This window comes from Nocardia sp. CA-135398, assembly GCF_050955845.1.
In the GTDB taxonomy this organism is placed as follows: Bacteria; Actinomycetota; Actinomycetes; order Mycobacteriales; family Mycobacteriaceae; genus Nocardia.
Window position 1 is genome coordinate 5124344 of the sequence record NZ_CP192084.1, and the last position, 25550, is coordinate 5149893.

The 25550-nt window shown below is 67.8% G+C and carries 2 protein-coding genes; both read right to left on the reverse strand.

The genetic code is table 11. The features are described 5' to 3' along the window. Positions 1-34: 34 nt before the first annotated feature. The gene (locus ACQP1T_RS22300) at positions 35-823 is read right to left on the reverse strand and encodes an FkbM family methyltransferase (RefSeq protein ID WP_433754974.1); all 789 of its coding nucleotides are present in this window, start codon (positions 821-823) and stop codon (positions 35-37) included. After that, positions 817-25326 (reverse strand): non-ribosomal peptide synthase/polyketide synthase, encoded by a 24510-nt coding sequence (locus ACQP1T_RS22305; protein WP_433754975.1) that lies wholly within the window; start codon positions 25324-25326, stop codon positions 817-819. Before ACQP1T_RS22305 ends, ACQP1T_RS22300 begins: the two co-directional genes overlap by 7 nt. Positions 25327-25550 lie beyond the last annotated feature (224 nt).

A 25550-nucleotide genomic window follows, 5' to 3' on the forward strand; every position in this document is an offset into this window, starting at 1 on the left:
GCTCGAACACCCCACCGGCCTCACGCGACCGGCATCAGTCGCCGCGGGGCCTGGTCGCGAACACCTCGTGAATCTCGGTTCCGATCAAACGTGGATCCTGCTGGGTTTGCGCCGACATGCCGTGCCGATCCAGCAGTTCGCGGACTTCTTGCAGACGGCCATCGAGGTCGTGGACTTCGGCGACGACGGCGTGAATACGTGGCCAGTCCGCGTCGGCTATGCCGTGCAAGACCTCCAACTCCGCCCGCTCGACATCGACTTTGAGCAAGCCGATCTCCCTGTCGCGGCAGTGTTCGTCGAGTATCGCGGAGACGGTGGTGACATCGACCTCCAAGGGCACGCCGTCGTGCAGACCGGTGGTGATGAGCGCGATGGCCTTGTCGTCCAGGCCGCAATTGCGCAGATAGATCCGAGTGGCTTCGTCGTCCGCTTCACGGTCGGCGAACAAACCCGAGTTCGCCGTGGCGCGCGGGTACCAGGTGAACGGCATGGTGCCCGGCGTCGCGCCGACCGCGATCTGCAGACAGATCCCGTCCGGGACATACGCCGCGATGTTGCGCTCCAGGCAACGAAAGGTCATCGGCACGGGCTCGGCGGCGATGACCTGTATCCCGGGGCTGGTGTCGGCGAACATCATCGCGGTCAGGCCGATGTTCGCGCCGATATCGAGGACGATGTCGCCGGGCCGAAGACCTTCGGTGGCCCGCCGGTAGAACCCGCGTGTCGAGGTCGTCTCGCCCCACAACATGCGGGCCTCGGCCGGACTTGTGCAGGTCACCGTTCTGGCGTCGTCCAGACGCAACTGCTGCAAAGTGGTCAGCATTGTTCCATGAACCTTTCCAGGACAGGGCCGACGATGGCCAGCGCATGCGGATGGCTCAACTCGAGGTGGCGGGCGTCGATGACGACGTTGTGCACTTCGCCGCTGACGTAGGACCGCCATGTGCGGGCAAGCGTGTCGGGGTCCGCGTGGTCCTTCCCTGCGGTGAAGAACACCAGGTCGCCGTCGAAAACGTGTGGCCGGTGCGCGGCGGAGATATCGCTCGCGGTACGGAAGCTGTCCATCACCCGATCGGTTTGTTCGGCGGAGAACAGGCCGGTCGCGACCACCTGGTCGCGGATGACGTTCCAGGCTTGTTCATGGCTGCTCGCCTGCAACTCGTCGCCGAGATCGAACAGCTCCCGCCAGCCGCCGAGCAGATCGACCATCAGCTGTCCCGGTGCGGGCTGGTCGCCGCGAGCCGATTGGGGCGGTGCCTCCGCGGCGCAGTCGAGCAGGGCCAGCATGCCGACCCGGTCACCGTCGCGCTGTAGCCGGACCGCCATGGCGTGCGCGATCTGCCCGCCCAACGACCAGCCGAGCAGGTGGTACGGACCCGTCGGTTGCACGCGGCGAATCTCGGTCACATAGCGGTCGGCCAGTTCGTCGATGGACCGCGCATCCGGTTCGCCGGACACGACGTGCGGGTCCTGCAAACCGAACACCGGGCGATCCGGATGCAGATGTTCGACGAGGCCGCCGTAGAACCACGCCAGACCGCCCGCCGGATGCACGGCGAAGACCGCCGGTCCGGATCCGCTCGCGCGCAGCGCGAGCAGCACCTTCAGCCCGGAGTCGCCTTCCGCGTCATCGGCCCGGCGTGCCAACGCTTTCGGTGTCGCGTCCTCGAACATCCAGGGCAACTCGATCCGCACACCACGAGCGTGCAACTCGGTCACCGCCATGGTGGCCAGCAGCGAATTGCCGCCCAAATCGAAGAACCCATCGGTCGCCCCGACCCGCGGAGCTCCAAGGACCCGCGCATATACGTCGGTGAGCACCTTCTCGGTGTGCGTGCGCGGCGCGACGAACCGCTGGACAGCTCCTTCGAAATCGGGCGCGGGCAACGCTTTCCGATCGAGTTTGCCGTTGACCGTCAGCGGCAGATCGGGCAGGACCATGACCACCGACGGCACCATGTAACTGGTCAGCACTTCGGCGGCGGCCGCCCGGACCTGGCCCGGATCGATCCGCTGTCCGTCGCCGCCCACCACGTAGCCGATCAGCTGATCCACCTCACGCTCGTGGCGGTGCACCGCCGCGGCGGCTCGCGACACCGCCGGATGCCGCAGCAACGCCGACTCCACCTCGCCCAGCTCGATCCGGTACCCACGCAACTGCACCTGCGCGTCGGCCCGGCCGAGATAGATCAGTTCGAGCCCATCGACGGTCTCGCGCCAGCATCCGACATCGCCGGTGCGATACAACCGGCCGCCGCACGGATCGAACGGGTTCGCCACGAAGCGGCTGGCGGTCGACGCGGGCGCCCGCAGGTAGCCGCGCGCGAGTTGCCTTCCAGCGACATAGATTTCGCCGCGTACCCCGATCGGCACTGGCTGCAGCCGGTCGTCGAGCACATACACCCGCAGCCCCGGCAGCGGTGCGCCGATGCCGGCGGCGCCCACGCCGTCGACCTCGGCGAAGGTCACGTGCACGGTCGTCTCGGTGATCCCGTACATGTTGATCAATCGCGGCGATCCGGGTTGGTGCGCGGCGAACCATCCGGTCAGCCGCGTCGCATCCAATGCCTCCCCGCCGAAGACGACATACCGCAGCGCGAGATCGCCGCAGCGGCACCCGGATTCGCGGTACTCGCGCTCGGCGTCGACGAATCCGTAGAACGCCGACGGCGTTTGGCTCAACACCGTGACCCGCTCGCGCGCCACCAGTTCCACCAACGCCTCCGGTGACCGGGAAGTGGGGTAATCGACGACGACCACCCGGGCGCCGCTCAGCAGCGCGCCCCACATCTCCCATACCGCGAAATCGAAGGCGTACGAATGGAACAGCGTCCACACGTCGTCGGAGCGCAGGTCGAATCGCTCGGCGACGTGGGTGAACAAGGTGACGGCTTCGCGGTGGCTGACGGCAACTCCCTTCGGGGTGCCCGTGGACCCGGAGGTGTAGATCGTGTAGGCGAGGTTGTCCGGCCGTGCGGCCGCGGGCATCGCACAATCCGCCAGAACGTCCCTGGATTCTTCGATCAGGACCGTCGGTGCCGCGTATTCCGGTACGTCCGTTGCGATGCCGGTCGAGGTCAGCACCGCGGCCGGACGCGCGTCGTCGAGGATGAAGCGCAGCCGACGCGGCGGGTTCGCCATATCCAGCGGCAGATATCCCGCGCCCGCACGCACCACCGCGAGCAGTCCGACGACCAGGTCGACCGAACGCGGCAACGCCACCGCGACCAGGGTTTCCGTGCCCACACCGTGCTCGGCGAGCCGAACCGCGAGCTGGGTCACGCGCTGATCGAGCTCCGCATAGCTCAACCGCGAAACACCGTCGGCGACCGCGACCGCATCGGGCTGGGCACAGACCCGGGCGGTGAACAAGTCGTCCAGGGTCACCTCGGCGACCGTGGCACCGTCGACTCCGGCGGCATCCAGCACTTCGCGGCGCTGGCTGGGGTCCATGATGTCGATATCGCCTACGGCGACGGCCGGATTCGTGGTCACCTGTTCCAGGATTCGGGTGAACGCGCGCGCGAAGCGAGACATCGTCTGCTCGACGAACAGATCGGCCGCGAAGGTCAAGCGGCCGACCATGCCGCTCGGCGCGCCCCCGGCGCCGAACTGTTCGACGAGCTTCACATTCAGATCCGCGCGGGCCTGATCGAAGCCTGCTTCGATCGGCTCGACGGTGAGCCCCGCCAACTCCAACGTGGCCGCGCTGAGATTCTGGACGTCTAGGGTCACCTGATACAGCGGCATGTGCGCGGTCGACCGGCGCGGATTCAATGCCTCCACGACCTGCTCGAACGGCACGTCGGCGTGCGCGAACGCGGCCAGATCCGTCTCGCGAGTGGCGGCGAGCAACGCATCGAACGGCTGCCGGGACGACACCCGCGACCGCAACACCAGCGTGTTGACAAACATGCCGATCAAATCGTCGAGTTCACGATCGCCACGACCGGCAATCGGGGTGCCGACCGCCACATCATCCACACCGGCCAGCCGTGCCAGCAGTACGTTCAACGCAGTGTGCAGGACCATGAAAACCGTGGCGTTGGCCGCGCGGGCGAGTGCGTCGATGCGGGCATGCAATTCGGCGGGCAGCTCGAAATCGACCGTGCGCCCGCGCATCGACGCCACCGGCGGCCGGGGCAGATCGGTCGGCACCTCGAGCAGTTCGGGCAGCCCGGCGAGGGTGTCGGTCCAGAAACGCAGCTGCTGGGAGACCAGCGAATCCGGATCGTGCTCGTCACCGAGCACCTCGCGCTGCCACAGCGCGTAGTCGGCGTACTGGATCCGCAGCAGTGGCCAGTTCGGTTGGCTCCCTTGCAGACTCGCCTCGTACGCCAGCGCCACATCCCGTGCGAGCGGCATCATCGACTGCCCATCGGCGCAGATGTGGTGCACGCAGATCACCAGCACGTGATCGCGCTCGTCGAGGGCGAACAATTCGGCTCGCACCGGCGGTGCCTGGGTCACGTCGAAGCCCGCGAAGACCACCGCCGCCGCCCGCTCGAGCACCTGCTGTTCGTCGACCCGGATCGGGGTCAGCGCCGGTGCCACCTCGTCGGCGTCCAGGATGACCTGACAGGGCATTGCGTTGATCATCGGGAATGTGGTGCGCAACGACTCGTGCCGGTCGATGACCAGCGCACACGCCCGGCGCAGCGCAACGATGTCGAGTTCGCCTCGCAGCCGGATCACCAGGGGAATGTTGTAGGCGCCGACCGAAGTGTCGAACTGGTTCAGGAACCACATCCGCTGTTGGGCCGGTGAAACCGGGACGAGAGCCGGGCGGGTTCGCGGTGCCAGCGGCACCCGGCCGGTCCGGTCGGCCGTAGCCGAACGCGCGGCCAGTTCGGCGACAGTCGATGCTTCGAACAGGTCCTGGATACCCACGCTCACTCCGAGTGCGGTGCGCAATCGCGCGACCACCCGTGTTGCCGACAGCGAATTGCCACCGAGGTCGAAGAAGCTGTCCGTTGCGCCCACGCTGCCGACGTCCAAGACGTCGCCGAACACCTCCGCCACCCGCAGTTCGGCCTCGGTTCGCGGGGCGACCCATTCCCGATCGTCGGTGAATTCCGGCGCGGGTAGCGCCGCCCGATCGAGCTTGCCGGTCGTGGTGAGCGGGAGTTCGGCGAGCGGCATCAGCATGTCGGGCACCATGTGCGCTGGCAGGCGGTGCCGGGCGGCAGCCCGGACGGCGCTCGGATCTGTACGCCCGTCGCCGACCAGGTAGCCGACGAGACGGTCGGTGCCACGCTCGTCTTTCCGCAGCACGACAACCGCGCGGTCGATCCCAGGGTGCTCGGCCAGCACGTTTTCGATCTCACCGAGTTCGACGCGTTGACCGCGGATCTTGACCTGAAAATCGCGGCGTCCGAGGTACTCCACGGTGTGTTCCGATGTCCAGCGGACCAGATCACCGGTGCGATACATTCGCGAGCCCGCCGCGCCGAAGGGGTTCGCCACGAACGCACCCGCTGTGGCCGTGGGCCGGTTCGCATACCCGCGTGCCAGCTGTACGCCCGCGAGGTACAGCTCCCCCACCACCCCGACTGGCACCGGCCGCAGCGATCCATCCAGCACGACGGCCTCGACGCCACGGTTCGGTCCGCCGATCGTCACCACCTCGCCGGGGCGCAGCGAAGCGCTTATCCCGGTCAAAATCGTGGTTTCGGTCGGTCCGTATCCGTTCAACAGCTGCCTGCCGGGCGCCCACATCGAGACCGTTTCCGGTGACACCGCCTCTCCGCCGACGACCAGCGTCCGCAGCGAATCCAGACCGGTCGGCGACATGGTGGCCAGCACACTCGGCGTGAGGAACGCATGCGACACCCGTTGCGTCCGAATCAAATCCGCCAGCTCGTCGCCAGCGAACACATCCGGTTCCGGCACCACCAGCAGCGCGCCGTTCGTGTGGGCCAGCAGTACTTCGAGAACCATCGCATCGAAGCCGGGGCCTGCCGCCTGCAGTACTCGCGCCCCAGCGTCCACGTCGAAGCGGTCACGCTCTACCGCGGCGAAGTTGGCCAGCCCCTCGTGGGTGACCGCAACGCCCTTCGGGAGCCCGGTCGACCCCGAGGTGTAGATCACGTATGCCACATCCCGGACCTGTGGCGTATGTATGCGAACGGCGTCGGTGACGGCGGCCACGGACTTCGCCGCGATACCGGATACGACGTCCGGATCGTCGAGTACCAGCGGACGCACCGTTTCGGGAAGCAGATCCCGTGCAGCCTCGACGGTGACCGCGACCCGCACGTCGGAATCCGCGACCATGTGTGCCACGCGCTCGGCCGGATTGCGTGGATCGACCGGTACGAACGCCGCGCCCGCCTTGGTCACCGCCCACAGACCGACAACGAACTCCACCGACCGCGCCATCGCCAGCGCGACCTGATCGCCGGGGCCGACACCCCACTCGATCAATTGCCGCGCCAGCTGGTTCGACCTGGCATCCAACTCGGCATAGGACACCGTGCGCTGACCCGAAAGCAGCGCTGCCGCACCGGGATCGACGTCCACGCCGACAGCCAGCAATTCGGCCACCAGCTGCGGCGCCACCGGAGTGCCGCCCGTTGCGGGCACCAACTCCCGCCGTTCGGCCGCGGTCAGCAGATCCACCGAATCGAGCCGCGCGAACGGATCGGTCGCGATCGCGCGCAGCACGATGTCGAGCCGGGCGGCGAGGCCGGATGCCGTCTCGTCGTCTATGTGGTCCGGCTGATAGCGCAGGCGGACGTGCAGCGCGTCGGTGTGGTGGGCCTGCACCGTGATCGGGTAGTGCGCGGCGTCGCGACCGTCCGCCGCGATCACGCGCATCCCGTCGATGTCGGCCTCGCCGAGTCCGCTGCTGTCCACCGGGTAGGACTCGAACACGACGAGCGTGTCGAAAAGGGCAACGACGTCCACTGCCGCCAGGATCTGCGGCAGTTCGAGGTAGTGGTGGTCCAGCATCCGGGTGTTGTCGGCCTGCAGTCGCGTCAGCGTGTCGGCGATGGTCTGGTCCCGGCGCACGTCGGCTGCGACCGGAATCGTGTTGATGAACAGGCCGATCATCGACTCGACCCCGGACACGTCGGCGGGACGACCGGACACTGTGCTGCCGAACACCACGGAGTCGGTGCCGAGCAGGTTGCTCAGGACCACCGCCCAGGCGAACTGGACGATCGTCGACATCGTGACCCCGTGTGCGCGCGCGAAGGCCACCAACTCCGCGGTTGTATCGCGGTCGAGATCGATCGCCGAATCGATCGGGATGGTCGCGGTCGTCTCGGTGTGCGCACCGGCGATCAGTGTCGGCTCGGTGACACCGCGCAGCGCGTCTCGCCACACCTCGACGCTGGCGGTGCGGTCACGGCGCTCGAGCCATTCCAGGTAGTCGCGGTAGGACACGGCAGCGGGCAGCGACTGCGGCTGCGCGTCCGCGGCGTACAACCCGATGAGCTCACGCCACAGCAGCGGCAACGACCAGCCGTCGAGCAGCAGGTGATGCGCGGTCACCAGCAGCCGGAACTCCTGCGGTCCCACCGCGATCAAGAGCAGCCGCAGCAGTGGCGGATCGGCCGGATCGAATCCGGTCGCCCGCTCCGCGTCGATCACCTCGTCGAGGTCCGATGTGTCGCCGGACAGCTCGATGCTGCGCAAAGGCACCGCGGTTTCGGTTGGAATCACCTGCACTGCAACGCCTTCCGCGGTTCGGGTAAAGGCCGCCCGCAAGTTGGGATGGCGGGCGAGCAGTGCCCGCGCGGCGCGTTCGAGCCGGTTCTGGTCGACCACGCCGGTCAAGGTGAGCGCCGATTGCGCGAGGTAGACGTCGAGCCCGCCCGCGGCGACCTCCGCGTGGAACAGCAGGCCCGCCTGCAGCGGTGCCAACGGCCACACCTCGCTCAGCGGTCCGTACCGGTCGGCGAACTCGTCCAGATCGCGCTGGGTGAGGTCGACGAGCGGAACATCGGCCCGGGACAGCCCCCAGTCCTCGGTCGCGAGGGCCGCGATCGCGGTCAGGGCATCGACCCATTCATCGGCGAGTTCGGCTACGTCGTCGTGGTCGAGCAGCCGCGAGGCGTAGCCGACATAGGCCGAGAGCCGCGGTCCAGCCGGGGTGTCGAGGACGTTCACATCGATCGTGAGAACCCCAGCCGCCGGGATTTCCGGATCGAAGGCGGCCCGGCTGTCGAATGGTTCGCCGGTGGGCACCCACGGCAGATCCGACAGTGTCGCGAGATCGACCCCCACCCGACCGAGGTAGTTGACACTGATCTGCGGCTCGGGCAGCGCGGCGAGCCGGTCGGCAGTGCCGGGGTTCAGATAACGCAGCAGGCCGTAGCCGATGCCCTTGTCCGGGATGGCGCGCAGCTGATCCTTGACCGATTTCACCACCGCGCGCAGGTCCGCTGGATCGATGCCGCTCAGATCGAGCACTGTCGGATAGCGGTTGGTGAACCAGCCGACGGTCCGGGAAATGTCGGCGCCCGCGGCGATCTGCTCCTCGCGGCCGTGCCCTTCCAGCAGGACCTTCATGCCCGCGGGCGCGGCGCCGCGGCGCATGCGCCAGCGAGTCAGCGCCACGGTGAGCGCGGCCAGCAGCACATCGTCGACACTGCCGCGCACGGCCTGGGGTACCTCGTCGAGCAACACGGAGGTCACCTCGGCCGGGAGCGATACGGTCAGCGCACGCACAGTGGCCTGGGTGTCCCGCACCGGATCCAGCTCCGCACGCCCGAGCAACGGATCCGGTGCCGAACCGATCCGCTGCCACAGTTCGGCTTCCCCAGCGCGATCGGCCGCCGCGGCGATCAACGCATGCGCCCACCGACGCATGGAGGTACCCGGTGCGGCCAGCTCTACCGCCCGGCCCCGGATGATCTGCTGCCAGGCAGTCACGAAGTCCGGCACCAGGATTCGCCACGACACCGCATCGACGGCCAAGTGATGGATCACGATCAGTGCCCGGCCCTCGGCATCCACACCGGATTCGGGCAGCAGGCACACGACATGCACCAGCCTGCCCGCCGCCGGATCGAGCCGGTCGTACGCCGCGGCGGACGCCGCTTCCACCACGGCGGTGAAACCGGCGCTGCCCGGAGTCTCGTCGGCGCCGAAGGTCCGCCCGGAGACCGAACCAGTGGTGTCGACGGCGCTCGGCGGCAACACCTCCCAGCGCTGCCCGTCCAGTCGCGAGCGCAGCACGTCGTGGTGTTCGACGATCGCTTGCACCGTCGAGACCACGTCGTCGACGCGCGCATCACGCGGCAAACGCACCAGCATCGACTGCGCGAACCGAGCGGGCGCCCCCAGTCGCTCGACGAACCAGGACACGATCGGCGTGTACGGAATCTCGCCCACACCACCGCCGGGCAGCTCGGCAAGCATCTCCCGTTCGGCGGTCCGCGCGACCTGGGCCAGTCCGCGAACAGTCTTGTGCTCGAAGATGTCTCGGGCCGTCACCGCGACGCCCGCCGACTTCAGGCGCGCGGCCAGCTGAATCGACATGACGGAGTCGCCGCCGAGTGCGAAGAAGGAGGTCGTCGCGCCCACTGTGGTGCGGCCGAGTACGTCGGCGAAGGCGGCGGCGATGGTGCGTTCCAGGTCGGTCGATGCCGCGACGGCGGCGTCTTCGGTGGTCTCGAAAACCGGCTCCGGCAATGCTTCTCGGTCCACCTTGCCGGACGAGGTGAGCGGCAGGTGGTCGAGCACGGTGATGGTCGCGGGCACCATGTGTGCGGGCAGGGCGGCAGCAACGTGATCGAGCACCGCGCTCGGTTCGACGACCGTTGCGGATTCGGCCGTGACATACGCGGTGAGCACCGGGTTCCCGCCGGGGCCTTGGCGACTCACGGTGACCGCGGTCGCGACCGCCGGATGGGTCAGCAGTGCGGCGTCGATCTCGCCCAGTTCGACGCGCTGGCCGCGAATCTTGATCTGGAAATCGAGGCGGCCGATGTACTGCAGCGTCCCCTGCACGGTCCAGCGGACGATGTCGCCGGTGCGATACAACCTCGACCCCGGCGAACCGTACGGGTTCGCCACGAACGAACGTGCCGTTGTCCCAGGACGATTCAGATAACCGCGGGCCAGCGCGACGCCGGAGAAGTACAGCTCCCCGGGCACTCCGACCGGCACCGGCCGCAGCCGCGCATCCAGCACCACCGCCTCGGCACCGCGGATCGGTGCGCCGATGGTGAGCACCTCCCCCGGCCGCACCGGGTCGCTGATCGTGATCACGATCGTCGTCTCGGTCGGGCCGTAGATGTGATGCAGCCGCCGCCTGGCCGCCCAGGCGGCGATCAGATCCTCCGCTACCTTTTCCCCGCCAACCGCCAGTACCCGCACCGAATCCAGCTCGCCGGGCGACATCGTCGCCAGCACACTCGGTGTCAGGAACGCATGTGTCACCTGATGTGTCCGGATCAGTTCGGCCATGGCCGCGCCGCCGAGCACCTCCGGTGGGGACACCACCAACGCCGCACCGGCCGCATGCGCCAGCAAGGCTTCGAGCAGCACCGCGTCGAAGGCGGGTGCCGCGGCTTGCAGCACGCGCGAGGTGGCCTCGACTCGGTAGCGCTCGCGCTGTTCGGCCGCGAAGGCCGCCAGCCCCTCATGGGTGACCACCACCCCCTTCGGCATGCCGGTCGAACCCGACGTGTAGATCACATATGCCGCATCCTGAATCCGAAGGGCGCGGGGGCGATTCGCGTCCGACACGGCATGGCAGGGACGCGCGGCGATCTCGGCGGTTGTGTCCGGATCGTCGAGCACCACCCAGCGGACGCCATCCGGCAGGGACGGCCGCGCGGCCGCGACCGTGACGCCGACCTCGGCACCCGAATCATGCAGCAGATAGGCGATCCGCTCCGGTGGATAACGCAGATCCACCGGCACGAACGTGGCCCCGGTCTTGATGATCGCCCACATGGCGACGTGATAGTCGACCGAGCGCGGCACGACGAGCGCGGCACAGATCCCGGGCCGCGCGCCCGAGGAAAGCAGCTGCGCCGCAAGCCGATTGGCGCGACGGTCGAGCTCGCCGTAGCTCAGCGTACTGGCGCCGTCGATCAGGGCGATCGCCTCGGGAGTCGTTGCCACCGCCGAAGCCAGCAGATCGGGCAGCAGCTGCGGCGCGGGGGCGTCGCCGCCGCGCGCCGGGAGCAGCCGTTCGGCCTCCTCGGCGCCGATCAGCGAGATGTCACCCACCGGCTTGGTCGGGTCGGCGACGACAGCTTCGAGGACGCGACGGAACCGCCCGGCCAGCGCTGCCACCGACGATTCGACGAAAAGATCTGTCGCATAGACGATTTCACCCTCGATCCCGGCCGGTCGAGCACCGTCGAAGGATTCGGTCAGCAACACCATGAGGTCGGTCTTGGCCTGGGCGACACCGGGATCGAGCAGTTCGACGTCGACCTCGGGCAGCTGGAACCGGGCATCGGTGGTGTTCTGCAACCCCAACAGCACCTGATACAGCGGCGTATACGCCGTCGAGCGGGGTCGGTCGAGAACATCGACCAGCCGTTCGTAGGGCAGATCCGCGTGCGTGAGCGCCTCGAGGTCGACGTCGCGCACCTGGGCCACCAGCTGCTGGAACGACCTGTCGTCGCGGACCTGCGTGCGCAAAACCACGGTGTTGACGAACATGCCGACCAGATCGTCCAGCGCCGGGGTGCCCCGGCCCGCGACCGGCGTGCCGACCGATACGTCTTCGGTGTGCGCGGTACGTGCCAACACGATTGCCAGTGCCGCATGCAGTACGACGAATACCGTGACGCCCTCTCGGCGTGCCAGCCGCACGACATCATCGTGCAGCCGCTGCGGTATGCCGAAGCGAATGCTGCTGCCGGCCATCGACATGACAGCGGGCCGAGGCCGATCGGTCGGCAGGTCGAGCAGCTCCGGAGCATCACCGAGAACCTCGGTCCAGTAGGCGACCTGTCGCGCGATCACCGACGCCGGATCGTCCTCGGCACCGAGCATCTCCCGCTGCCACAGCGCATAGTCGGCGTACTGGACTTGCAACGGTTTCCATTGCGGCGCTCGGCCGTTCACCCGCGCGCTGTACGCGGCGAACAGGTCGCCCGCCAACGGCGCCATCGACGAGCCGTCGGCAGCAATGTGATGGACGACGAGCACGATAACGTGCTCGTCGGTGCCGGTGCGATACAGCCGCGCCCGCACCGGCACCGATTCGGTGATGTCGAATCCCGTTCCGACGGCCTGCTGGATCCGGTCGGCCAGTTCCGCCTCGTCGACGACCGACACCGGCTCCAACACCAGGTCACCGGCCGCGTCCGCGACATCCCGCGGCACCTGGCACGGTTCGCCGTCGACGGCGGGATACACCGTCCGCAATGGCTCATGCCTGACCATCACGTCGAGAAATGCCGCCCGCAACGCATCGACGTCCAGCGGGCCGGTAAGCCGGGCCGCGAAACCGATGTTGTATGCCGCCGAGTCGGTGTCGAACTGGTTGAGGAACCACATCCGTCGTTGTGCCGCCGCCAATGGAACCACTGCCGGGCGTGCCCGCGGGACGAGCGGAATCACAGTAGAACCAGTCCGCTTCGCGAGCCGATCAGCCAATCCGGCAATCGTCGGCGCGTCGAAAATATCGCGGATGCCGACCTCGATGCCGAGAGCAACCTCGGCCCGCGCCGCGATCTGGGCGGCCGAGAGTGAGTTGACACCGATCTCGAACACATTCGCCGTCACGCTCACCCGGTTCGACCCCGTTCTCTGGGCGACAACCTTGGCAAGTGCCATCTCGAGATCAGTTCGAGGCGATACGAATTCCTGCGCCTGGAAGACCGGTTCGGGCAATGCGCGGCGGTCGAGCTTACCGGTCGGGCCGACCGGCATGGCATCGAGCACCACGATCGCGGCCGGAACCATGGACGACGGCAGGTGCGCGGACAGGTGGGCCCGCAGCGCGTCCACATCGACCGCTCCACTCGAGCCGTCGCCGCTCGAGCCGATGCCCCTCGCTCCGACGACATAGCCGACGAGCTGATCGCCGGTGCGGGCGTCCGACCGGACCACCACCACCGCCTGCGCAACGGAGTCGTGCGCGGCGAGCGCGGCCTCGATCTCGCCCAGCTCGATGCGCACACCACGCAGCTTCACCTGGAAATCGGTGCGGCCGAGAAATTCGAGATGTCCGTACCCGATGAGTGCTGGGTGTGCCGAACCTGCGGAGCGCGTCATGCGGCGCACCCGGTCGCCGGTGCGGTACATGCGCGAACCGTTGTCCCCGAACGGATTGGCCACGAACCGGTCGGCGGTCAGGTCGGACCGGCCGCAGTAGCCGCGCGCCAACTGATCACCGGCCAGATACAACTCACCCGCGACGCCCGGCGGAACCGGCCGCAGCCGCGCGTCCAGCACGTACGCCTGGGCGTTCCAGACCGGCAGCCCGATCGGGACCGCACCGGCCACGTCCGCGGCGACCGGCGCGTACGTGGCATGCACGGTGAACTCGGTGGGGCCGTACAGGTTGTGCAGATCGGCAGCACAGACCCGGCGCAATGCCGCCACGGTGTCGGAGGTCAATGCTTCACCGCTCACAATCAGCGCCCGCAGCGACGCGACGGCGGCGGGCTCGACCTGCTCCGCGAACACGATCAGCATCGACGGCACGAACGAGGTCATCGTGACTCGTTCGGCGGCAATCACATCCGCCAGGTATTGCGGGTCCCGGTGCCCGTCCGGAGCGGCGACAACCAGGCGGGCGCCGACCGACAGCGGGCCGAACAACTCCCACACCGACACGTCGAAGGTGGCCGGAGTCTTGAACAGCACCACGTCGTCCGGGCCGATGTCGAATTCGGTGGTGATCCAGCGGATCTGGTTGACCACCGAGGCATGCGACACCGTCACACCCTTCGGACGGCCGGTCGACCCCGAAGTGAAGACGACGTAGGCGGGATTCGAGGGCCGCAGTGGCGCCCGCCGGTCGGCGTCGGTGAGCTGAGTATCCGAGTAGGCCGAAAGATCCAGCTCGTCGATCCGGACGACATCGGTATCGCCGTCGCCGGTCGCGGCATCGGTCACGTCGCGCGAAGTAGTCAGCAGACATACCGGATTCGCGGTTTCCAGCACCTGCCCGACGCGCTCGGCAGGCTGGTCCAGATCCAGCGGCACATAACCACCACCGGCCGCCTGCACCGCGTATGCGGCGACCACCAGGTCCAGCGAGCGGCGCAAACCCAAGGCCACCAGGGTTTCCGGGCCGACCCCGACACAGACCAGATGCCGCGCCAGCCGGTGTATCCGGGCAGCGAGCTCGCCGTAGGTCAGCGTTTGTTCGGCCTCTCGGTCGACGAGCGCGACCGTGTCCGGGGTGGCCTTCGCCTGCGCCTCGAAGAGATCGACCATTGTTGCGCCGGAACCGATCTCGTGTGCCGTGGCGTTCCAGCCGTGCAGTTCCCGCAGGGCCTCGGCAGCGTCCGCCAGCGGGATGTCACCGACAGGCCGATCCGGTGCGTCGGCGATGAGGTCGAGCATCCGATGGAACCGCTGGGCGAACTGCGCCACAGTGCCGGCATCGAATAGGTCGGTGGCGTAGGTCAGGCGCAGCGTCAGGCCGGTCGGCTCGTTATCGGGCCCGTGCTCCTCGGCCATCATGATCAGCAGGTCGTAGATCGCGGCATGGTCGCCCGGATCCACAGTCTCGACGGTGAGACCGGGAAGTTCGACGCGAGCCCGCTCCATGTTCTGGTAGGCGAGCATCACCTGGAACAACGGCGTGTGTGCCGTCGACCGTGCCGGATTCAGCGCCTCCACCAGCTGCTCGAATGGCACGGTGGCATGGTCGAAGGCCTCGATGTCGTTGTGCCGCACCGCATCCAGCAGTTCGGTAAAGGTCTGCTCGAGCCTGATGCGGGTGCGCAGCACCAAGGTGTTGACGAACATCCCGACGAGGTGGTCGAGCGCTCGGTGACCACGACCCGCGTGCGGCACACCGATCGTGATGTCGTCGCTGCCGGACAGCCGTGACAGCAGCACCGCGAATGCGGTGTGCACCACCATGAACGACGTGGCCCCGGCTCGCTTGGCCAATGCCTCCACCCGGCACTGCAGCTCGGCCGGAATCTCGACCTCCAGCACCGCGCCGCGGTGGGTCTGCTCGACCGGGCGCGGCCGATCGGTCGGCAGCTCGAGCAGTTCGGGGATGCCCGCCAGTCGGGTCCGCCAGTAGGCGATATCGCGGGACACGGGCGAGTCGGGGGCGTCGGGCGAGCCGAGCACCTCGCGCTGCCACAGGGCGTAATCGGCGAATTGGACGGTGAGCGGCGCCCAATCCGGAAGGTTTCCACTGGTCCGCGCCCGATAGGCGGTCACGATATCGGCAGCCAGCGGTGCCACCGAATAGCCGTCACAACTGATGTGGTGCACCGCCACGGCGACCACCCAAACCATATCCGACAGCTGATACAGCGCTACCCGTACCGGCACACCCTTCGACACATCGAAGCGGGTGTTCGAGACCGTGGCGAGCCGGTGGGCCAGTTCGCGCTCCTCGATCCGCTGAGGGGTGAGGTCCCAGTCCGCGACGACATCGGTCGCGTCCAACACCACCTGCGTGGGCGTGCCGTCGACCGCCGGATACATGGTCCGCAAGCTCTCATGCCGGGCGACGACGTCACCGACGGCCGCCGCGAGCGCCTCGACATCGAGCACACCCTCGAGCCGAATCGCCAGCGGCACAACGTAACCGGGCGACGCGGTATCGAACTGGTTGAGAAACCACATCCGGGCCTGCGCCGCCGACAACGGCAGGCGGCGCGGTCTCGGCTTCGGTGTCGGGGCGGGCAGACCGGGCGCCCCGCGCAGCTGCGCGATGCGTTCGGCCAACTCGGCGACGGTGGGGGCCTCGAAGATCATCCGCACCGGGACGGTCGCATCCACGACGGCGCCGATCCGGCTCAGCGCACGCGTGGCGACCAGCGAATTCCCACCCAGGTCGAAGAAGTCGTCGTTCGCGCCGACCGTGGGCCGGCCGAGCAGTTCGGCGAAGACCTCGGCCACGGCCTGCTCCACCAGCCCGCGCGGTGCCCGGTAGTCGGCCTCGTGGTTGCTGGGCTCCGGTTCGGGCAAGGCCCGGTAGTCGACCTTGCCGTTGGCCGTCAGTGGCACGGCGTCGATCCCGACGATCGCCGACGGCACCATGTAGGCCGGAAGTCGCTCCAGCAAGAAACGTCGAATCTGCTTGGCGTCCGGGGCTTCCTGGGTTACCACGTAGGCGACCAGGCGTTGCTCGTCACGGCCGGGGTGCATCCGGGCGACAGCTGCTGTCACCTGGTCGTGCGCCAGCAAGGCAGCCTCGATATCGCCCAGTTCGATTCGCAGTCCGCGAATCTTCACCTGGTCATCGGCGCGGCCGACATATTGCAGGGTGCCGCCCTTGTCCCAGTGAACCAGGTCGCCGGTCCGGTAGAGGCGGGTTCCGTGCGCGCCACCGAGTGGGTCGGCGACGAACGTCGCCGCCGTCAGACCCGGGCGGTGATGGTATCCGCGAGCCAGCTGGACGCCGCCGAGATACAGCTCACCGGTCACCCCGGGCGGAACCGGATGCAGTCGCGAATCCAATACGTGCACAATCACATTCGGCTCGGGAACGCCGATCGGCACCGCGGGGCCGTCGACCCCGTCGACGTGGTACGCGGTGACACTGACCGCGGCCTCGGTCGGCCCGTACAGGTTGTCGATGCCCGCATTGCTGACATCCCGGAATCGCCGGACGGTTTCGGCGGGCAGCGTTTCGCCGATGCACAGCACCCATCGCAGATCCGGGAATTCGTGGCCGACGGCCGTCTCCTGGAACACCGACAGCAGCGACGGCACGAAATCCGCTGTCGTCACGTGATGTTCGGCGATCAGCCGGGCCACCGCGTGCGGATCGCCGCTCCCGTTGGGACCCGCGACAACCAATGCCGCTCCGGATATCAAGGGGCAGAACAACTCCCAGACCGACAGGTCGAAGGTGACCGGCGTCCGCAACAGCATGACGTCGTCACCGAGGTGGTAGTGATCACGCATCCAGAGCAGCTGATTGACGACCGCTGCATGCGATATCGCCACCCCCTTCGGTACCCCGGTCGAGCCAGAGGTATAGATGACATAGGCCAGATTCTCCGGATACAACGGCCCGAGCCGGTCCGCGTCGGTCACCGGCGACGGATCCTCGTGCTCGGCGTCGAGATCCGCGAGTCTCCATGCCGGAACATCGCCGGGCAGATTCGCGTCCTCGCCGGGACGGGTGAGCACCGCCCTCGGCCGCGCGGCGGTCAGCACGGCGCGCATGCGGTCGCGCGGATAGTCCTGGTCCAGGGGCAGATAAGCCGCGCCAGCCGCGTGGATGGCATACAGCGTGGTCAGCAGGTCGACCGAGCGCCGCATTGCCACGGCCACAACGGTTCCCGGGCCGACACCGCGTCCGATCAAGGCGCGGGCCAACATATTCACCCGCGCCGCGAATTCGCGGTAGCTGAGCCGGGCGCCGTCTTCGGCGTCGAGCACCGCGGTGCTGTCCGGCGTCGCCGCCGCCTGGGCGGCGAACAGGTCCACGACCGTCGTCGACGGCAGTGGAATCGTCCCCCCGGTCTCGCGCACGGCCAGCTCGCGCGCTTCCTGCGCGGTCAGCAGCTCGACGTCCCCGACCGCCGTGGCGGGATCGGCGACCATCGCCCGCAGCAGCAGCACGAATCGTTCGAACATGGAGGTGATCGTTGCCTCATCGAAAAGATCTGTCGCGTAACCGAATTCGACAGCCATCTCGCCCGATTCACCCTCGCGCACCGCGGTGTCGACGAGATTGAGATGCAGATCGTATTTGGCCACGCTCGGATCCGCGGCCCGCGCCGACACCGTCAGGCCCTCGAATTCCACGGTGGGAATTTCGATGTTGTGGAACGAGAATCCGACCTGTGTCAACGGCGCATGCGCCGTCGTGCGAGGCGGATTCAGCACCTCCACAATTCGCTCGAATGGAATGTCGGCGTGGTCGAAGGCGGCCAGATCGGTCGCCCGCACCTGCTCCAGGATCTGTAGGAAGGACGCGCCGGGCTCGACGTGGGTGCGCAGCACCAGAGTGTTGACGAACATGCCGATCAGACGCTCGAGTCCCGGTTCGCCGCGACCGGCGATCGGTGTCCCGACCGCGATGTCGCCGGTTCCGGAAAGCCGGGCCAGCAGTGCGGCATACGCGGCGTGCAGCACCATGAAGACCGTCACGTCGTGACGGCGGGCCAGCGCGACGATTTCGCGGCCGAGGTCGGCGGGCAGCATCGTCGATACCGTCGCACCGCGGAATGATTGCCGGGCCGGCCGCTGGCGATCGGTCGGCAGGTCGAGCACTTCGGGCAGATCGGCCAGTGCCGTCCGCCAATACTCGATCTGGGTGGCGGCCGGTGAGTTCGGCTCATCCTCGGTACCGAGCCATTTCCGTTCCCACAGCGCGTAATCGACGTACTGCAGCGGTAACGGCGGCAACTGCGGCGCCTGCTGCCGCGCACGGGCGTTGTAGGCGGTCACCAGGTCCGCGGCCAGCGGTGCGAGCGAGGAACCGTCGAAGCTGATGTGATGGACGATAAGGACCAGGGTGTGCTGCTCACAGGCGCTGCGCAGCAACGTGATTCGGAACGGCACTTCGCGGGTGACGTCGAATCCGGCCGCGGCGGCCGCGGCGACGTGCGCCTCGACGTCGTCGGCGGCCACCTCGATCGGCTCCAGCGTGGGCAGTGCCGACCGCACCGGCATGATCAGCTGGTGTGGTCCACTGTCGCTGTCCGGATAGACGGTGCGCAGCGCTTCGTGGCGTTCGAGCACGTCGGCGATCGCCGCGCGCAGGGCGGCGACGTCGAGTGGTCCGGACAAGCCCACGACCAAGGCGATGTTGTACAGCGCCGAGCTCGTGTCGAACTGATTGAGGAACCACATCCGGGCTTGAGCGGGCGAGAGCGGAATCCGTGTCGGCCGCTGTTGCGGAACCAGCGGTTCCCGCCCGGGGGCCTCGATGGCCTTCAGAGTCTGCGCGAATGCCGCGAGGGTCGGCGCATCGAAGACGGTGTGCAGCGGGACGTCGACGCCGAATACGGCGCTCAGCCGCGCCGCCAGCCGCGTCGCCGACAGCGAGTTGCCGCCGAGGTCGAAGAAGTTGTCGAGCACGCCGACGCGATCGATGCCGAGCACAGCGCCGCACACGTCGGCGACGATCTGCTCTGCCGCGTCGCGAGGCGCCACGAATTCGGTCTCGGCGGCGAACACCGGCGCGGGCAATGCCGTGCGGTCGGCCTTGCCCACCGAGGTCAGCGGCAGCGCGTCGAGCACCGTCACCGCGTCCGGAACCATATGCGGCGGCAGGCGTTGCGCGGCGTGGGCCCGCAGCTCCGCGACGTCGACGGCATCGATCGCGGGCGTGACATAGGCGGCAAGTCTCGGTCCGCTCTCCGTCGCCACGCAGACCGCCACCGCGGCCGCCACCGTGGGGTGCCCGGTGAGAACGGCTTCGATTTCACCGAGTTCGATCCGCTGCCCGCGGATCTTCACCTGGAAGTCGGTGCGTCCGACGTATTCCAGGGTGTGCTCGGGCGTCCAGCGGGCAAGGTCGCCGGTGCGGTACATACGGGCACCCGGCGTACCGAACGGATCGGCCAGGAATGCCGACGCGGTATCCGCGGGCCGATCGAAGTATCCGCGAGCGAGGTGAATGCCGCAGATGTACAACTGTCCCGTCACCCCGACTGGCACCGGCTGCAGGTTCTCGTCCAATACCAGGGCCTCGACACCGCGAATCGGGCCGCCGATCGTGACGCGGGCATCGGCGCGCAGCGGGTCGCTGATCGCGACCATGATGGTGGTCTCGGTCGGCCCGTACCCATTGAACAACCGCCGGCCCGGACTCCACACCGCAGCTGTGTCCGCTGACACGGCCTCGCCGCCGGCCACCAGATCCTGTAGCGAGTCCACACCGTCGGGCGATATGGTCGACAGCACGCTGGGTGTGCTGAATGCATGCGAAACCCGTTGGGTACGAATCAATTCCGCCAACCGCTCCCCGGCGAAGACATCCGGCGGCGACACCACGAGCGCCGCACCGTTCGGATGTGCCATCAGCAACTCCAGGACCAGTGCGTCGAAGCCAGGAGCCGCGACCTGCAACACCCGTGCGGAACTGTCGATCCGATACCGTTCTCGTTGTTCAGCGGCGAAATTCGCCAATCCCGCATGCGTCACAGTGACGCCCTTCGGCTCGCCCGTCGACCCCGACGTGTACACCACGTACGCCGAGTTCGAGATCCGGCAGGGCCTGATCCGATCGTTATCGGTCACCGCGGCCGGGGATCGCGAGGCAATGCAGACCTCGGAGCCCGGATCGTCGAGCAGCAACCGCGGCGCCGCGGGCGGCAGCAAGTCTTGGCTGGCTTCCATTGTCAGCGTCACCTGGGCAGGCGCGACCATGAGCGCGATCCGTTCGGCGGGATTACGCGGATCCACCGGGACGAATGCCGCACCGGCCTTCGCCGTCGCCCACATCCCGACCACCAGTTCCACCGACCGCCCCAGCACGAGCGCGACCTGGTCGTCCGGACCTATTTCCCACTCGATCAACAACCGGGCGAGCTGATTCGACCAGATATCCAAGTCCCCATACGAGACCGTGCGTTCCGCGGACACGATCGCCACGGCGTCCGGATTCTCGACCGTCAGCAATTCCGCCAGCACCTGCGGCGGCTCGGCAGCGCCGCCCGACGCGGGCACCAGCGCGGCTCGCTCACTCGCCGACAGCACATCGACCACACCGATGCGCTGCCGCGGATTCGATACGACTGATGCGAGGATCCGATTCAACCGCCCGGCGAAATCCTCGACCGTCGGCCGATCGAACAGGTCCGTGGCGTAGTTGATCCGCAGGCCGAGATCGCCTGCGGCGCTGACGTTCTCGGCGACGGTGACGATGAGATCGACCTTCGCCGGTTGCGGTCCCGGATCCAGCACCTCGACGGTGAGCTCGGACAGCTCCTGGCTCGGGCGGTCCATATTCTCGAAGGCGAGGTACACCGGGCACAGCGGGTCGCGCGCCGCCGACGGCATCGCATCGACTACCTCCACGACGCGTTCGTACGGCAGGTCGCTGTTGGCGAAGGCATCGATATCGGTGTCTTTGACCCGGATCAGAAACTCGGCGAACGATTCCTCGCCGCGCATCCGGGTGCGCAGCGGCACCGTGTTGACGAACATGCCGACCAGCGGTTCCAGCGCGCGCTCACCGCGGCCTGCGACCGGCGTCCCGATAGTGATGTCCGCCGAGCCCGACAGCCGGGCGAGCAGGACGGCCAGCGCGGCGTGCACGACCATGAAGCTGGTGACATTCGCCGCGCGTGCCACCCGGTCGATCCCGGCGCGTGTCTCGGCGGGGATCACGGTGTCGACGACGTCGGCCAGCATGGACCGGCGAGCCGGGCGCCGGTGGTCGGCGGGCAGGTCGAGCACCCGCGCCATCCCCGCCAACTGTGTTGTCCAGTACCGCAATTGGCGTGCCGCGAGCGAGTCCGGATCGCTTTCGTCGCCGAGCACGCTGCGATGCCAGATGCTGAAGTCGGCGTACTGCACGCTCAGCGGTTGCCAGTCCGGCGCATGTCCCTGCGATCGTGCTCGGTAGGCGGCCGCGAAATCGGCCGCGAGCGGTGGCAGCGACGATCCGTCGCAGCAGATGTGATGCAGAACGACGACCAAGGTATGTCGTCTATGGTCGGCGGATGCGAACAGCGCGACCCGGATCGGCGGACGTCGGCGCACATCGATGCCGGTCGAGGCCAACTCCCGGATTCGGTGCTCGAGCTCGTCGGGATCGGTGGGTCGCGGGGTCGGATCGAGATCGGCGGCGACCTGCTCGGCGGGCAGAATCACCTGTGTCCCTTGACCATTCACGGCCGGATACACGGTGCGCACGGATTCGTGTCGGTGGAGCAGGTCGGTCAGCGCCGAACGCAGCGCCGTGATGTCGAGGTGTCCGGTCAGCTGTAACACCAGCGGAATGTTGTAGGCCGCCGAGGTCGGATCCACCTGATTGATCAGCCAGATCCGGCTCTGCGCCGGTGCCAGCGGGATGGGCTCGACGCGTGGCTGTGGCCGTAGGGCGGGGCGGTTGTAGCGCTGCCCGTCGCCGATATGGGCGGCGAGCCGAGCGATGGTCGGCTCGCCGAACAGGTCGCGCACCGACACCTCGCAGCGCGTCAGCTCGGCGATCCGTACCGCGGCGCTGGTCGCGGTGAGCGAATTGCCGCCCAGCTCGAAGAAGTCGTCCAGCACACCGACCCGCGGGAGACCGAGAACCTCGGCGAAGACGTCGGCGATGGTCTTCTCGATGACGGTGCTCGGCGCGACATACGCCGCCGCCGAATCGATGGCGGGCTCGGGCAGCGCCCGATAGTCCACTTTGCCGTTGACGGTCAACGGCAACGCCGTCAAAACGACGATATGTGCCGGGACCATGTACTCCGGCAGCAGCGACCCGACGTGCGCGCGCAGCGCCTCGGGTTCACAGACCGCGTCGTCGGCGGGCACGACATAGGCGACCAGTCGGGCCGCTTGCGTCCCCGGCAGGTACACGATGACTACCGCCGCCGCGACCGAGCTGTGGCTCAGCAGCGCGCTACGGATCTCGTCCAGCTCGATCCGGAAACCGCGCAGCTGCACCTGTTGGTCGGCGCGGCCGCGATATTCCAACTCGCCCTCGGTGTTTCGGCGAGCGATATCGCCGCTGCGATACAGCCGCGCGCCCGGCGCGCCGAACGGATCGGCGACGAACCGTCCCGCGGTCAATCCAGGGCGGTCGAGGTAGCCGCGGGCCAGTTGGCCGCCCGCGACGTAGATCTGACCCCAGGCTCCCAGCGGCACCGGCCGCAAGTGCCCGTCCAGGATGTGGACGCGCAACCCCGGCAACGGCTGCCCGATCGCGCTCGGCGCACCCGGCACGGCAATATCCGGGGTCAGCTCCAGATAGGTGACGAAGACGGTGGTTTCGGTGATGCCGTAGCTGTTGGCCAGCACGGGCAGGTTCGGATTGTGCCGGTACCAGGCCGCCAAACCGGCCGGATCGAGCGCTTCGCCGGAGAGAACGACCAGCCGAAGCGCAAGCTCACCGTCGGGCTCGCCCGCGTCCGCATAGCGGCCTCGAGCGGTCACGAATTGATCGAAGGCGGAGGGCGTTTGGCTGAATACGCTCACCCGCTCGCGTGTCAGCAGCCGCACCACGTCATCCGGCGAACGCGTGGTTGCACTGTCCACCACGACCACCCGACCACCGGTGACCAGCGCGCCGAAAATCTCCCACACCGAATAGTCGAACGCGAACGAATGGAACAGCGTCCAGACGTCGTCGGCGCGGATTCCGATGTCGGCGCAGGCGTTCGTCAGGTAGGTGGCCACCGCGCGATGGGTGATCGGCACCCCTTTCGGCCGCCCCGTCGATCCGGAGGTGTAGATAACGTAGGCGATATTGCCGGGGCGCAGCGGACGCGTGCGATCGGCATCGGTGACCGGATGCGCGGTCTCGACTTCCCGTTCGTCGTCGAACAGCACCACTCGGCCCGGCTCTCCGGGCACCTGATCGCGCAGACTTCGTTTCGTCACGACCGCGATCGGATCGGCGTCGTGCAGTACGTAGTCGAGACGATCGACGGGGTGTGCCAGATCCAGCGGCAGATATCCAGCGCCCGACTTCAACACAGCCAGCGCCACGACGATCAGATCGGCATCGCGGGGCATCGCGATGGCCACCAGCGATTCCGGCCCCGCGCCGCGAGCGATGAGCCTGCGGGCGAACCGGTTCGAACGCTCGTCCAGCTCGTGGTAGGTGAGGGCGGTCGGGCCCGCGGTGACGGCGACGGCGGACGGGGTGGCCGCGGCCTGCCTGGTCAGCATATCGACGAGCGTCGCGGCGGTCGCCACTCCGTCGCGGCCGACGAGTTCACCGAGGATGCGCTGCTGCTCTGCGGGGTCGGCGAGCGGGATGTCGACCACCCGGGTGCCGAAGGGCGCGGCAATCATGCGCTGCAGGAAATCGACGAATCGACCGGTATGCATGTCGAGTTCGTCTTGGCTGTACAGATTGGCGTTGCCGTGCAATTCGATGAGCAGCGGCGCGTCCGCCCCGGAGCGGTACAGGTTCAGCTGCAGATCGTCCAGGGCCCCGGACGTCAGAGCGCGGTAGCGGCCCACCGCCGAACCGAGGCGGATCTCGGAATCGAAGAACAGGATGTTGACGATCGGACCGAACGAGGTCGCGGCCGGGTCCAACGCGTCGGAATCGCGGCGCAGGTCCTCGAACCGGTAGAGCTGATGCCGCATCGCCAGGACGAGCTCGGACACTGACGCGCGAATCAGCCCTTCCACGGTGGTCGTCGCGTCCACGGCGAATCGGATCGGCACCATATTCGCCAACATCGCGGCGGCGTTGCGCAGGCGCATCGTCACCCGTCCGGTCACCGTAAGCGACAAGACGACGTCGTCGGTGTCGGTCATGCGGCCGAGGAACGCGGCGAAGGCGGCCCCGAGCACTTGTGCGGGCGAGGCGTCCAGATCCTCCGCGAAACGGTCGAGCCCGGCGGTCAGTCGCGACGGTAGCCGCCGGCCGGCGAAGCGGTCGTCCTCACTCCATTTGGCGGTGCGACCGGCCAGACTCGCCGTCGGCGGCAGATCGGCGACCTTGTCGAGCCAGTACGCCTTGTCCTTGCCGAATCGAGGCCCGGCGCGATACTCCTGCTCCGCCGCGATGATGTCGGCCAGCCGGGCCGCCACCAGCCGGGCGGGCGGCCTGCCCTCGAGCAGCGCGTTGTAGTGCTCGGCCACCCGGTTCAAGACGTTGAACGCGCCATAACCATCGATCACCAGATGATGCGCGCGCGCGTACCACAGATACCGGTCCTCACCGAGCCGGATCAGCCGCGTCGCGGCGAGTCGCTCCCGGGCCAGATCGACGGCCTTGGTGTTGTAGTCCCGACGCATCCATTCCATCGCCGCCGCGTACGGATCGTCTTCGGCGCTGAGATCCAGCAGCGGTTCCTCGTAGCCGATGCTGCGATCGACGAATTGATAGGGATGACCGCCGGATTCGACCACACGGACCACGAGCGACTCGGTCTCGTGACCGGCATCGTTGACCGCCTTGGTGAACGCGGCATAGTCTATCGGTCCCTCGATCTCGACGTAGTGCGCGATATTTACGTTCGGGCCGCCCGGTAGGTTGTTCGCGAGCCACATTCCGTACTGCGCCCTCGAAAGCGGAATCAGATCCGGATCTCGGTCGACGGGCGCGGCTGAATTCGGACTCATCGTCTAACCTCTCCTCGAATTCCGGGACACGAGAGCAGCGCACGACAAAATTCCGCCCGCACCCGGCATTTCCCTAACCTGCATTGCGGCTTACGGATGTACTTACATATACACTTCACCTACGACGAGAATGGCAGCACGAAAACCCGACCGATCCCGATGGAAGCGGCCTTCGGGCATCGTCGCCCGCTAAATGTTATTTCGACCCCCTGTCCCCCCGACCC

Bases quoted from the DNA above. Each gene is read 5' to 3' on its own strand.
- ACQP1T_RS22300 (WP_433754974.1), bottom strand. From the start codon at position 823: ATGCTGACCACTTTGCAGCAGTTGCGTCTGGACGACGCCAGAACGGTG.
- ACQP1T_RS22305 (WP_433754975.1), bottom strand. From the start codon at position 25,326: ATGAGTCCGAATTCAGCCGCGCCCGTCGACCGAGATCCGGATCTGATT.